This is a genomic window from Neobacillus niacini (genome assembly GCF_000759675.1).
Classification (GTDB): Bacteria; Bacillota; Bacilli; order Bacillales; family Cytobacillaceae; genus Neobacillus; species Neobacillus niacini_A.
On sequence record NZ_BAWM01000098.1, the window covers coordinates 201,232 to 215,544 of the forward strand.

The following is a 14,313-nucleotide window of genomic DNA, read 5'->3' on the forward strand; positions in this document are numbered from 1 at the left end:
CTAAGCAACGGCCGTTACATCAGCCTTCTGATAACGATTGAAATATTTTTCTAGTTTGCTAAATATTTTTTCAAACAATAACACGACTATATAGTAAATAATAGAAAGAGATAAATAAACTTCAAGGGCATGTGCGGTTGCAGCAATCAGGGTATCTCCTCTTCCCATCATGTCCATCACTCCGATGGTAAAAGCAAGAGAAGTATCCTTTAATGAACCAATCACCGAATTTGCCATATTCGGAAAGGCAATCCTTACAGCCTGTGGAAGAACGATTCGAAAAAAGTTCTGTCTGCTTGTCATCCCAACAGAAAAGGCGGCTTCGGTCTGACCATAGTCCACTGCTCGAATCGCGGCTCGAAAAATTTCAGAAAATCCAGCACCATTACTAATTGCGTAGGTTATGATGACAAAATAAATGGCCTCCATCCTTGTAATATCAATAGAAAATAACAGCATGAGAAGTGCTGGCAGGCCATAAAAAACCAGGAATAATTGGATTAATATCGGTGTTCCACGAATAAATGAAACGTATAATATCACTAGTTGATTCAAAAGTGGTATTTTATAAAGTCTCGGTATCGCTGCTGCAATACCGAGGACAAATCCTAGAATTATAGATACTGCTAAAATCTGCAGAGTTACTCCTAGGTAATGAATAAGTGTCGGAATAAACTCAAAGATTAACATAATATCAAATGCTTTCCCCATTTTAGTTCAAACCTCCAAACGCTTTAAAAATTAACGGTATAGTCAGCTCCTAACCATTTTTTACTCAATTCACTCACTACTCCTTCTTTTTTCAATTCAACAAGTGCTTCGTCAATTCTTTTTTGTAAAGGTGTTTCATCTTTTCTAAGAAGGAAATAAACCTTTGAATTAAGCAGCGGCTCACCTACTACCTTTTGTTGCGCATCTACGGCATCGTTACTGAAATCGACAGAAAATGGTGTCGTGATCGTTGCGTCTGCGCGACCTGTTTTTATTTGATTAATAGTAGAATCAGGTCCATTCCCCGCATAAACAATTTCAATTCCTGCATTATTCTCTTTGTTATATTTTTCTAGAAAAACAGCTGAATTACTGGTTGCACTAACAATAGCCTTTTTCCCTTTTAAATCTTTAATGGATTGAATGTCTTTATTATCTTTATGAACTGTTACATGAAGCGGAAAGATATTATATGGTTCCTCATTAAACAGAAATTTCTTTTGTCGTTCCTCATTCACTTCCATTTGGTGGGCAACAAAATCTATCTTATTTGTTTCTAAGCTTAATAAAAGATTAGAAAATTCCATAGTTTTGAATTCAAATTCGAACTCAGGCAGCTTTTCATCAATTTTTCGAACTAATTCAACATCATATCCAGTTAAATTTCCATCCTCATCAATGAAGCAAACATTAGGAAACTGCGTCCCTGTTCCGACTATTATTTTTTGGACTTTTGAACCCTCATTAGCACCACCTGAACTTTCTTTTGTAGATGATTTCGTTTCTTGAGAGGAGCATGCTCCAAGGAGTAAAGCAAGCAGCCCTAATATTACTACCATGAATTTTTTATTCATTTTCATTTTCCATCCATCCTTTTTAACTTAAATGTTATTAACCTATTAAAAATATGTCTTTAATCGGAATTAACTCAAAATTTTACTATTATTAAATTTCTCAAGAACTTTTTCTAGATGGTCAATTCCCACCTTTGTTACCCCTTCATACAACTCACCCTGACCAATTTCAACTACAGGTACATGTCTGACTCCATACTTAACTTCCAAAATATCTCTGCGCTCATCATGATGGGTAACATCGATCGTTTCGTATTTATACCCTTTATCTTTTAAATATTGTTTTACCTCACCACAATAGTGACAACCTTCTTTAGCCCAAACCACAACCGATAATTCTTTTCCCATCTTTTTTTCCTCCATATCATTTTTCATTTTATTTTTAATAAAAAAGGCTCTCCATTAAAAGATTTATCGTCTTAAATAGAGAGCCTCTAGTTGACTAGTCAGCAGAAATACTCATCGCTTTTATTAATTTTTTGTTTTGTCAATGTGTTGTCACCTTTTTTGCATAGCGGTTTTCTGGAAATGGAATTCCTAGGTTACCACGTAATGTTTCAGCTTCGTATTCCGTTCTAAATAGTCCTCGTTTTTGAAGAATCGGCACGACATAATCAACAAAATCATTCAATCCATTTGGAACAGCTGAACCAATAATAAACCCATCAGCGCCATTACCTTCAAACCATTCCTGAATGAGATCAGCTACTTTTTCAGGAGTTCCAATAAATGCTGGCTTTGGTGTGGTCTCTCTTAATGCCACTTGACGAAGTGTTAAATTTTCTTCCTTTGCTTGTTGTTTAATTCGATTTGTATGACTTTGGAAGCTATTTTTACCTAAATCTCCTACCTCAGGAAACGGTTCATCCAGAGGATATTGTGAGAAATCATGATGCTCGAAATATCGACCTAGATAATCCAGAGCTTTATCGATTGATACTAAATTTGCGATTTCTTGATATTTTCTTTCAGCTTCTTCCTCCGTTGTACCAATAATTGGTGCAATCCCTGGAAGGATTGCGAGTTCATCTGGATTACGTCCCAAAGCTAATGCTCTGTTTTTGACATCCTGATAAAACTCTCGCGCGGCTGATAATGTTGGATGACCTGTAAAAATAGCATCCGCTTCTTTTGCGGCAAGGTCTTTTCCTGCCTCTGAGGAACCAGCTTGGAATATTAATGGTCTGCCTTGCTTGGATCTACCAATGTTAAGTGGTCCCTGTACGGAGAAAAATTCCCCTCTGTGATTTAATTGGTGTAATTTATCTGAATCAAAAAATACCCCGGTTTCTTTATTTCGAACAAATGCATCATCTTCCCAAGAATCCCAAAGTCCTTTAGCAACTTGCAAGTATTCAGCAGCAATTTGGTACCTTTTCGCATGATCAGGATGTTCCTCGATTGTTTTGGTAAAGTTTAATGCCGTCTTCTCTAATGGAGAGGTAACAACATTCCAGCCAGCACGGCCATGACTGATATGGTCAAGCGATGCAAATTGTCTTGCAACATTAAAGGGTTCACTATATGAAGTAGACAGTGTTCCCACAAGTCCAATTTTTGAAGTAACTGCTGCAAGGGCAGACAAAATAGTTAGTGGTTCAAAACGATTCAAAAAGTGTGGAATCGATTTCTCGTTAATATGCAAGCCATCGGCAATAAAAACTAAGTCGAACTTTCCTTCTTCGGCCTTTTGTGCCTGATTGGTATAGAACTCCAAACTCACGCTTGCATCCGCTTGAATATCAGGATGTCTCCAACCAGCAATATTTCCTCCAACCCCATGAATAATAGCGCCAAATTTCAATTTTTTTCGAATAGACATTTAATATCCTCCTTTTAAATACATTAGCCAAATCAAACTAAACCTACTCCTTAACTTTGATTTGCAATATAAAAAAATGCCATACAAATGAACATCTCTCACTGTTTTATAAAGATTTTACTTGCTATATATGGGTAATCTTCTCTAATCTCTATTCCCGTATTTCGATTCGTGTTACGAGGGCTCAACAACTGAAATGATTGAATTCTTTCTTCTTCTTTTTCTATCGGTGTATGTATAATAAATTCATCCACCTGATATGTTCGATGAAGTTTTGTTAAAATTTCGTTTACATAACTAGTAGTCCCGGCAACAATGTCTGCTTTTTGTTCTGTGATTTCAAATGGTTCACCCGCCTGCTTACCAAACACTTCTGCTTGCTCTATAGATTGTAATGTCACCGAGCGTCCGCTCTGAAGATGGACTTTAACAATTTTTCTATCTCCTGCCAGTTGTTCTGCTTCTGATTGAGTTGGCGCAGCAATAACAGCCAATGAGATGATGAATCTTCCATTTGGAAAACCTTCATGATACACCTTTGCCGCTTGTTCCAATACCCTATCATCACTATTGATAAATTTTGCAAATACAAATGATATCCCTTGATTAGCCGCAAGCTGAGCGCTCTTAACACTTGCACCAAGTAAAAAAATTTCAGGTTTTTTCTGAGGAATCGGAGTTGCTTGAATTCCTGTAAGAGGGTGTTCTTCATCAACGGAATTTTCAATTAATTCATTTAAAAAAGATAGCCGTCCAGAAAAGTCATTTCCATCATTAACGGTGCCATACTGGAGCGCCTTTGTTGACAACGGAAGACCTCCCGGTGCTTTTCCAATCCCAAGGTCTACTCTTCCCGGAGCGAGAGTTGATAAGACATGAAAGTTTTCAGCCACCTTATAAGGACTATAATGCTGAAGCATTACGCCCCCTGAACCTACTTGAATCTTATTCGTTCGAGCTAATATATACGAAATTAATACCTCAGGAGAGGAACCTGCCAATTGATCTGTATGGTGATGCTCTGATACCCAAAAACGTGAGTAGCCCCATTCTTCTGCTTTTTGAGCCAATAGAACGGTTTTCTGTAACGCATTAAAAGCAGTGCTCCCTGGAAAAACGGGACTTTGATCTAAAATACTTAGCATATAGCTCATGTTATTTATCCTCCACAGTTTTATTCCGATCTAGTCGATAAGAAAAGTATGTTTTGTATTGATTCTTATCCTATCACCGAAAACAATATATTGGCAATAATTTACTTGATAAGAAAATATTGGATACTAATTTAAAAAATCTATCAATTGATCTCTAATCAATTCATTTACTTGGTTTCTTTAGGGGAATTACATTGCTTTGCCCATAATCATTCATAAATTCATTTAGCCTTTTTGAGAGACCACCATGACCAAATCGGATAAATTTAGGTTGTTCTTCTAACATCTCGTTTTTGACAAAATCCAAAAACGCCAAAATTTGAATTCTACGGGAATGAACATTGACAATTCCATATTCGTAAAACCATTGATCCATCGTATTATAAACACCTCTATTAACCCGATACTGTTGATTGCACCAATTAAAAAACTGTAAATCTGGCAAATTAAGATATTTACTTAATCCGAAGGGGTTTTCCTTTTTGGTTTCTACAATTTTCCTTACATCATTACTATTTTGCGTTGCCATTCTTATCATCCTTTCTTTATTTCCAATAATACACACTTGAATAGTAGGAATTAAAGCTATGCTTTTCTCTTTTACACTTAGAAATGATTGCTTGTTATTTTATTGTGTTTAATCCTATCACCGAGAAGTTTGTAATGGCAATACGATAGCTGATAGAAAAATGTAATCTTTACATTAGAAAATTTATTCAAAAGACAGGATTCTTTTCCTTCTCAAATTCTTTAACTGACTGAAGAATATCATTCCAAAGCTCGGGGTACACAAAACCATTATTTAAATGTGTCGCAGATATATGCTGATTTATTTGAAGAATATGAGAAACATCTACTTCGATCAGGCGCCCTCTTTCAAGCTCTTCTTTAATGCATAGGTATGGTAAAAACCCTATGCCATTTCCACTAAGAATAATAGATTTTGCTACTTCAAGATGGTCGACTAAAAATTCTATGCGAGGATTAACATTTGCCATTTCAAATAATTTATGGATCCGATTCCAGTCAAAAGCGCCGCATTCAAAAAAAACCATGGGTTCACTGGCTAGCTGCTGAACAGATAAATTCTTTTGAACTTGAAAGGAATGTCCAGGATAAACAACCAACCGGACAGAATTATTTAGAAGCTCATGCTTTTGTATTCCACGATGAGTAACATCCTTCATAAAGGCGATATCCACCTGCTTCTGAAGAAGTTTATCGAGCAATACATCGTTTGGCGCTGAATAAAATTTAAATCGTAATTTAGGATTTGCTTTCTTCAAGAAAGGAAGAGCAAAAGGAATAAAGTACTGTGAAGTAATTATATTAGCCCCTATGACAATTTCTTCAGGATTTTCTTCCTTCTTCAATAGTTTCTTCCCTTGATCATAGGTACGAATAATTTGCTCTGCATATGGAATAAAAGCTTTTCCTTCATCAGATATTGTCAAACTTCTACCGTTTCGCAAAAATAATTCGATGCCAAGATCTCGTTCTAACGTTTTGATTCTCGCTGTAACGGTTGGCTGTGATAAATATAGAGCTTCAGCAGCTTTATGAACACTTTCCAAATGTACTACATACATAAATGCTTCAAGGTGATCAATGTTCACTTTCCCTAACCCCTTTCTAGTTTTACGAAATAAAAAAAGCTCCTTTACGCGTAATGCGTATAGGAGCCTTTGGATGTCCAATCGGCAATTAACATTATTTATAAATTTACTAAATTTTACTCCAATTAATCCAATAAGTAAAGTGTGAATTGGATCAATTTTAAATATAGTCACCAGAATGGTCGAACATAAAACAACGAAAAACCGCACAAATTTAATTATACAGCCAGACAAAAAAGTACCTCTATCAAGAGAGGTACTTTTTGAGTTTAACCTATTTCGTCGCTGGAGAAAGAGAGACTTCTGGTGATGTTACCTTGTCATAAAAATCTACGAATTTATCACGATCGGCGCTATCACGGTAAGCCATTGCGACACGTGGGTGTTCATTAAGTACACCAGAAATCATATACGGAATGATATAACCCCACTCCCACTTTTGGCGCATTTCTAGCATGTGCTTTTCAATCACTTCAAGTACTGGCTTAAGTTCATAGCTTGGTTTTTGAATGTAGCTAACAAGAAGTTCTGTGTTACAATTTCCTGCTGCACGCCCCATGCCGTATACAGACGAATCCAGGAAGGTAACCCCGTTTTGCATCGCCGTTAATGTATTCGCAAATGCTAACTGCATGTTATTATGCGTATGGATTCCAAGCTGTTTGTCTGGGATTAACGCTTTGAATTTTTTCACTTGATGCTCAATATCTGTAGGATCTAAGCTTCCAAAGGAATCCACGATATAGACAACATCTACAGAGCTTTCCTTCACCATTTCAAATGCTTTCGTAAGCTGTTGTTCAGGTACACTTGATAAAGCCATAATGTTAAGTGAAGTCTCATAGCCCAAATCATGGAACATTTGTACAAGCTCTAATCCTTTATCTACTTCGCGGATATAGCATGCCACTCGAATCATATCTAATACACTTTGCTCACGTGGTAGTATGTCATTCGGATCAACACGGCCAATATCTACTAGAGCAGAAAACTTCGTATGTTTTTTTACAGGAAAAATTTCCTTCAAGAAGTTATCATCAAGGAATCTCCATGGATTAGGCTCAGTCGCCTTCAAAAGCTTAGGTGAATTTTTGTAGCCAATCTCCATGTATTCAACGCCCGCTCCACTTAGGCCATTATACAAGTCTTGAACAAATTCGATGCTGAAGTCCCAATTGTTAACCAAGCCACCATCCCGGATGGTGCAGTCTATTATTTTGCTACGTTGACTCATGAAAGTAATCCTCCTGAATATTTCATATACTTTAAAGCGCTAAAATTCTTACTGTGTTTATATCATGTTTCATTCAAAGGAGTCAATCTATTTTCCAAAAATTTGTTTTAAATAATATTAATCTATCTCTTTTAAAAAAAGCCATTCTCTCCTACATTAATGTTTGAGAGAATGGCTTTTTTTAAAAAAATCACACTGCTTTAGATAAAGTATTGATTTCGACTTGTTTACCTTTTCCTTTTCGCAAACTAATCATCGCTATAAAGGAGATACAATAAAGCGCTGCAAGATATCCCATTGCTACCGTTACATTTGCGTTTTGGAGGATATATCCTACTAATATAGGAGATAAGCCGCCTAAAGCTCTACCAAAGTTAAAAATTGTATTAGTAGCTGTACTGCGAATTTCTACTGAGTAATACTTGCTAATTAATGCTCCATATCCTGCAAACATTCCATTCGAGAAGAACCCTACTATCGCACCGCCAATTAGAAGACCTGTGCTGCCTGAAGCAAAGGAATATAAATAGACAGCAACGGCCGAAGCGACTAAGAAGATTCCATATGAGCGCTTCATTCCGAACCGATCCATAAATTGTCCAAATGTTAACATACCTGCAATCATTCCTGCTGCGGTACTGATAGTCCAAAGAGCCGAGCTTGAAACCGATAACCCCTGGGATTGTTGGAGCATGGATGGCAGCCAAATCATCAAGCCATTATAACCTGCAATTTGGACCGTTGCCATTATTGCTAAAGCAATCGTTGTTACTGTAGTTCTAGGAGTAGCAAATAATTGCTTTAATTTTCCTTGCTTCTGTAGTATTTGTTTTTTCTTTTGCGAAGCCAGCCATTCAGGTGATTCGTCTAATTTCTTTCGTACAATAAAGGCGAATATAACCGGGGCTAATCCAACGAAAAACAATCCTCTCCATCCCCAAGAAGGAAGGATCATCGCACTAAGAAGAGCCGCAAGGATAACACCGTATTGAGCACCGACACTCACATATGAAGAAGCACGTCCTTGTTTATTCTTTGGCCATGCCTCAGCGACAAGCGCCATACCAATACCGTATTCTCCTCCTGCTCCTAAGCCTGCAATAAACCTAAATAAATATACTTGTTCAATATTTTGTGCCAGACCGGTTAATGCTGTTCCGACAGCAAATAATAGAATCGTATAGGTAAATATTCTAACTCTCCCAAATTTATCTGCTAAAATACCGAAAATAACTCCCCCAGCAAGCATTCCTAAATTAGTAATTGATGAAATAAGTCCACCAGCTGCCATATCGATATGAAACTCCGCAATAATCATCGACATCGCAAAGGATATAAACATAATATCCATGCCCTCTAATGTTAAACCTGCTACTGAAGCGACTACTGTTTTTTTACGATAATCCATTCTTGTTGTTCTCCTTTCAAGCCTCACAGGACTCAGATTAAAAGATAGTTAGCAGAAATAAAATACCCTTTCATCCAAAGGACAAAAGGGCATTCATAGACATAATTAATATGTATGAATTTTACTTTCGCCTTTTTGGACTCTCTGGACCAGATTAAAGGGATTTAATTTCAACTAATAGTAACATGTTAATAATCAGGTGACAATATTTTTAAAAATAAAACATTAATTTCCACAAAGTAACAGCCCACTTTACTCTCGTAAAACCATAGGGTTTTATCACCGCTAACAGGCTCCATTGCAAAAATATTCAGCCTACATTGCAAGAATGGTTGAAGAAAGGACGTGAGAGAATTGAACGCGATCGTAACCATGCCAAACGAATACCAATACCTGACTGGCTCGTTGAATATTCAATAAGAAAATCTGTTTAAGCAAAAGGCATGCTAATAGGAGCGATCTATATTAACTTTCCTTAAGCGATTGCTTTAACAGACTCAATGTTAAATACATGTCACAAAAGCTTAAAACTTCGTGTATATTTATGTTAAGAATTGGATGGTGCCTGGCACTTTATTGTTATTTAAATTTACTGATATTACAGTAAAAAATCGAAAAGACACTGTTAGAAGTCAGTGCCTTTTCGGGTATAATACACTCATTTCATATTTATTACTTCGAGAAAACATATTTGGTCCATATTTATTTCTGTAGATCCATTCCTATTCTCAACCCGAATTTTCCCTTCATCTGCTTCAAATAAAGTTCCTTCTATTATAATATGATCATCCGTTTTTACTTTAACATCGTCACCTAGATAGTTTAGCAGTTGTATGTGAAGCTGAATTCCAAAAAATAAATTAACTAATTCAGGTCTTTTTGAAACAAAATCTCCAAAATTTAATACCATTTCTCTTCTAGTAGTACGGTCTGCATCAATAAATTCCTGTTCTTGATGTCCGGATGCTTTAAAGTCTTCTCGTGAAAGGGAAATAAGCCGCTCATACAAAATAAAAATGAATTTTCCTATTGAGTTTATCTGAATGAAGTTTCGTCCAGCAGTAGCTAGAATTCCTTTTACTACTTCTGTTTTTTCTACTGACGGCACTTCTGGCTCTTCTGGCTCTTCTGGCTCTTCTGGCACTTCTGGCTCTTCTGGCACTATTTCTCCAAAACTCAATTTCACTTCAACAAATTCACCCTGAAGGCTAAGAAAATGCAACTGCAGCTGTCGGGTATTTTCTGGATCGCTCTCATTCCCGATAGACCGAAGCAAATCATTTGCAGCCTCAATACAACGTTGTAATTCTTCTAACTCATCAGGTGGCAATGGGCTATTTGGTGAAGAAAAACGACGCGTTCGAATTTTATCAGGACATTTAAATGGAAATTCAACACAATCATCTAGAAACTCATCAAATTGCGATGACGAGGATGACTCTTCTGCGTTATTAAATTCATGATCACAGATACATTTTTCCTTTTTACATTTTGAGCATCGACTCATTCTGAATCACCACCCACTTGATCCATCATTATTACTGAATGGGGTTTAAGAGGTGCCAATAATTCAGTTTCATGATCAAGAACCCTAATAATTCCCCAAACTCCTAATTCGATATCCCACCTGATATTACCTGATCGATACATATAATCACCTGGTTGTCTTAACAATCCTCCAGCACCATAAAATAAAAGGAAATCGTCATTAGTCCCTACGGTATTTTGTCCCTTAACGGAAACAATGGACGAGTTAACATCATTTTGGCTTCTTAAGAATTTATGCCCATGGATCACAAATGCATGTGCTCTTGCACGGTCAGCAGGAAATACAAAGCGAATAGTCAGCGGATCTCCTGGGTATGCCTTAAATAGTGGAGTACTTGGATCACCATGTTCTCCTTCTGAGCTAAAGGCTTTAAAAACATCGTTTATACTCGTTATGCGATGACTTAATCGCTCTGCACGGTAGTTAAATCCTCTTGACCCTTGATCTTCAAAGTCCTCTAATTCTTCCTCACTTACGATCAACAACGGTTCTGGATCCAGAATGAGTTTCCCATTTACATCGACAAGCCTTACACCATCATGCATTAATAAGGCAAATTCTCTGAACTCATATAACAATGGATTTGAAATGACAACCTGACTTCCGGTGTATACCATTTCCCTGCTCATTGGATCAAGATACGTTGATCCCCTTGGCTCCGCTATCAACATTCCAAAGGCTCCATGATGTCGATGATTACGAATATCAGCCATATCCCAGAGATTTGCTGATCCGAAATCTCGATCCACATACCACCGATAGGTGATACTTTCGTTTTGGCCAATTGTCTGATCTTGGTTAAATCCTACCGTCGCCCCATCTGAGTACCTTACATCATAGACCACATGCTGAGCATGTATAGAAATCCGCTTTGATGGTGGAAATAGGGCACTCACGGGTACATCAGGATAGCCATGCTCTTCTTTCCCATGATGAAATGCATCTTCATCCAATTGATTATAAAGTGTTACTTCTACACATTCACCGACATTTGCACGTAAAATTAGAGGTTCTGGGTTTACATTTCCTTCTAAGATGTCATGCACATCATCTTTCAGTGCAAAGATAATTCCATGAGGATCATGATCTCCATCATCGTTATAATTGATTCTAGTAGTTAACGCCACAACATCATATTTCCGAACATAGGCATTCGGCGGACAAGGTTTTCCTGGTTGCTGGGCCATTGGCGGTTTCTGTCCTGTTGGACGGGGCAATGGATCCTTCCGTGTAGGAGGTGCTTCTCGATCCTTTAATGGGATTAAATGTGGCACCATTTTCTCAAAGGTTCGGAAGATTCCCCAGTTTCCTAGCCAGATATCGTCCAGTGATCCATAATGATAAAGCATATCGAAGTCCCCTTCACCTTCCATATTAAATTCAAGCGTAAAGGATTCCGATATCGAAATATGCTGCTGCTGATCAATTTCTGAATCTAAATCAGGTCGTTCTCTATACCATCTCTGACGGTGAAGATTAAAGCTGTGCGACTCTTCATGAGCTCCCTGAAGGAGACGAATCCGAACAGGATCTCCATTATAAGTCTCGAGCATTGGTGTTACCGGGTCTCCATGAACCCACGAGCTGAAGATATATGCAGGATCAAAATCCGGCTCTTTTAAACGAAATTGAATCGGTTCATTGCGATAGTTAATTCCCATCACACCTGGATCTTCAGGCGAGCCTGGAAATGGTGGAGGATTTAATGGACAGCCATCTTTATCAAACAATAAGGAAAAATCCTGGACAAATAAACTTAACTCACGAAAATCTGGAATTAATGGATTTGTGATCGTTGCCTTAGTTCCAGCATTTATTTCTTTTCCTGAGTGGGAATCTAAGAATTTTGATCCTCTTGCTTGAATATTAATACTCGCAAAAACACCATGCTGTTGATGCTCATTTGGAAATAAATGATCATGCCAAAATGTTGCTTTTAATTCTACATCTGCAAACCATTGGTATTCGATTGTTTCACCTGGCAGAACCCCAGAATCATAGTTCCAGCCAACATTCGCACCATCCGCTACAAGGGGGTCAAACTTAACAAAGTGAACATGCATTCCTGCTTCATAGGTTCGATTGACTAATTGAAAAGCATTGCCGCCAATCGTTTCAGGTAACTTATTCGTATATTTAAATCGAATACACTCACCAGCATTTGCTCTAATAACAAGAGGTTCAGGTTCTTTCCTTCCAGCTAACACATCCTCTTCATCTTCAGCTAGAACATATAAACGGCCTTCCGGATCTTGCCATCCTTGTTTGTTATAGATAATCGGTCTCTGAATCAGAACAACATGAAATTCCCTCTCTGGTGTTACATTTGGTATACATGGATTGACAAAAACAGCCCCAGGTCGAGCATTTGGTGCGAAATGATTTTTTTCAATTTTAGTAGCTTCTCGTCCGCCTTCAATCCCAAGAGGCGGACGAGGTGCTTTACTTCCAAAAATACCTGGAATAAAGTTCGGAAACCCTGGTCTTTGTGGAGTCGGCTTAGATGGTACTGGTAGACCTGGTAAAGGCTGTAGCGCTTTTATCGGGACGCCATTTGGATAACATTGACTGCCATCCTGCAAGGTATCAAAGTTACGTTGAATCCCCCACATTCCTTCTCCAAAATGTGGGTAAAGGTGACAGTGTATAATTGCATCCCCAATTGCCCCCTGTAAGCTTCCCCCCCCATAAAGTGGCGTTACCGTATAATGTGTTTGTGGTGATATCGCTTGTGCATCGACAAGCTCTGAATCCTGATCGGTTGGTTCAAATAACCATTGGTGGACATGGTAATGAAACGCATGCGTCTCTTGAACTCCAGCATGAACCAGCCTAATCTTTATCGGATCTCCTACATATGCACGTAAAATAGGAGTATCTGGATCTCCAAATGCCCATGAGTCATGATGAACTTCCTCGCCTTCACAATCTGGACAAACCACACCTTCTTGGATCAATCTCGATCTGTTACGCATCGGTTCTGCTCGATAATTAATTGCATGGGTCGCTTCTGGTTGAAGTGTATGAGGACTGATTGGTTTTTGACCTGTTAAATCATCCACTTCCATCTCATCATGAAAAAACCAGCCAAATTCTCGGAAAGAGGGGAGAATCGGGTTATGAACATCTGCAAAAACACCACTTTTGATCGGTTTACCTGTAACAGGATCTGTCCACCAGGACCCGCGTGGTTCAACAAAAAGAGCTCCGAATAATCCATGTACATTGCTTCCTAATTCACTTGACAATGGATTGCCTAAATCAGAAAAGAAAAACAGTCCTTCAAAGTTTACTTTCCACTTATAAACGATTTTGTCAAAAGGTTTAACCGTCGTATCCGGATTAATTCCAACAAATGCTCCGTCTGAAGTAAAAACTTCATATTCCGCGTCTTGAATATGCATGGATGTATTAAATGGAAGTTTGTTTTCAAATGTGATCTCGATGTCATCCCCTGCATTTGCTCGAATAACTAATGGTTCTACAAGATCTACAGGAGTAAAGGGGTGGTGTTGAACTTTTTTTTGAATAAGACTTTCATTTTCCTTTAAGGCATACATCATACCATCCGGATCATGATCACCAAATTTGTTTACAACGATACGGATTGGAATGGCCACAATATGAAATTTTCTAATCATGATGCTCTTTCCTAATGTCTGGGATTTCCGGTCTGCCTGGTTTTTGAATATAAAAAACTTCTATGTCATCAATATGAATCGAAAATCTTTCATCATCTAACTCTGATATATTTGTAACCTGTGCATCTATGACTACATAATCACTAACAACTTCAAAAATAGTACCAATGATTAAAAACGGATATGGAGCAATGAGAATTAAAGCCCTTTGTCCTTTATTATCCTTGAATTCCCGACTAACGACTGCTTGCCGTATGGCATTTATATCCCCGCCTTCAATACCAAGTTGTTTAGATAAACTATTTATATCCATAAGGTTACACC

The 14,313-nt window shown here is 37.8% G+C and carries 12 protein-coding genes; all 12 read right to left on the reverse strand.

The features are described from left to right. The 12 genes from TR08_RS22895 to TR08_RS22950 all read right to left on the reverse strand — a co-directional run bounded on the left by TR08_RS22895 (window position 1) and on the right by TR08_RS22950 (window position 14,302). On the reverse strand, window positions 1-711 hold the full coding sequence (locus TR08_RS22895; protein ID WP_045522154.1) for an amino acid ABC transporter permease: 711 nt from the start codon (window positions 709-711) through the stop codon (window positions 1-3). 23 nt (window positions 712-734) lie between these two features. After that, window positions 735-1,565, reverse strand: coding sequence for a transporter substrate-binding domain-containing protein (locus TR08_RS22900; protein WP_045522356.1), 831 nt, complete (start codon window positions 1,563-1,565; stop codon window positions 735-737). Between the two features lie 69 nt (window positions 1,566-1,634). Then, on the reverse strand, window positions 1,635-1,913 hold the full coding sequence (locus TR08_RS22905) for a glutaredoxin family protein (protein WP_045522155.1): 279 nt from the start codon (window positions 1,911-1,913) through the stop codon (window positions 1,635-1,637). A gap of 139 nt (window positions 1,914-2,052) precedes the next feature. Further along, window positions 2,053-3,387, reverse strand: coding sequence for an LLM class flavin-dependent oxidoreductase (locus tag TR08_RS22910; protein ID WP_045522159.1), 1,335 nt, complete (start codon window positions 3,385-3,387; stop codon window positions 2,053-2,055). Window positions 3,388-3,485: 98 nt separating this feature from the next. Then, the gene (locus TR08_RS22915; RefSeq protein ID WP_045522160.1) at window positions 3,486-4,541 is read right to left on the reverse strand and encodes an LLM class flavin-dependent oxidoreductase; all 1,056 of its coding nucleotides are present in this window, start codon (window positions 4,539-4,541) and stop codon (window positions 3,486-3,488) included. A 163-nt stretch (window positions 4,542-4,704) separates the two neighbouring features. After that, window positions 4,705-5,070 carry a hypothetical protein gene (locus TR08_RS22920; protein WP_045522162.1) on the reverse strand — a complete coding sequence of 122 codons (366 nt, stop codon included), beginning with the start codon at window positions 5,068-5,070 and terminating at the stop codon, window positions 4,705-4,707. Window positions 5,071-5,257: 187 nt separating this feature from the next. Further along, window positions 5,258-6,157 (reverse strand): LysR family transcriptional regulator, encoded by a 900-nt coding sequence (locus TR08_RS22925; RefSeq protein ID WP_045522358.1) that lies wholly within the window; start codon window positions 6,155-6,157, stop codon window positions 5,258-5,260. 274 nt (window positions 6,158-6,431) lie between these two features. Next, entirely contained in the window at window positions 6,432-7,391 is a 960-nt protein-coding gene (locus TR08_RS22930; RefSeq protein ID WP_045522164.1) for an aldolase catalytic domain-containing protein, read from the reverse strand. Window positions 7,392-7,581: 190 nt separating this feature from the next. After that, the gene (locus tag TR08_RS22935; protein ID WP_045522166.1) at window positions 7,582-8,799 is read right to left on the reverse strand and encodes an MFS transporter; all 1,218 of its coding nucleotides are present in this window, start codon (window positions 8,797-8,799) and stop codon (window positions 7,582-7,584) included. Window positions 8,800-9,457: 658 nt separating this feature from the next. Then, window positions 9,458-10,306 (reverse strand): hypothetical protein, encoded by an 849-nt coding sequence (locus TR08_RS22940; protein ID WP_045522168.1) that lies wholly within the window; start codon window positions 10,304-10,306, stop codon window positions 9,458-9,460. After that, window positions 10,303-13,989, reverse strand: coding sequence for a multicopper oxidase domain-containing protein (locus tag TR08_RS22945; RefSeq protein ID WP_045522171.1), 3,687 nt, complete (start codon window positions 13,987-13,989; stop codon window positions 10,303-10,305). Before TR08_RS22945 ends, TR08_RS22940 begins: the two co-directional genes overlap by 4 nt. After that, entirely contained in the window at window positions 13,982-14,302 is a 321-nt protein-coding gene (locus TR08_RS22950) for a hypothetical protein (RefSeq protein WP_045522172.1), read from the reverse strand. Before TR08_RS22950 ends, TR08_RS22945 begins: the two co-directional genes overlap by 8 nt. Window positions 14,303-14,313: the final 11 nt, after the last annotated feature.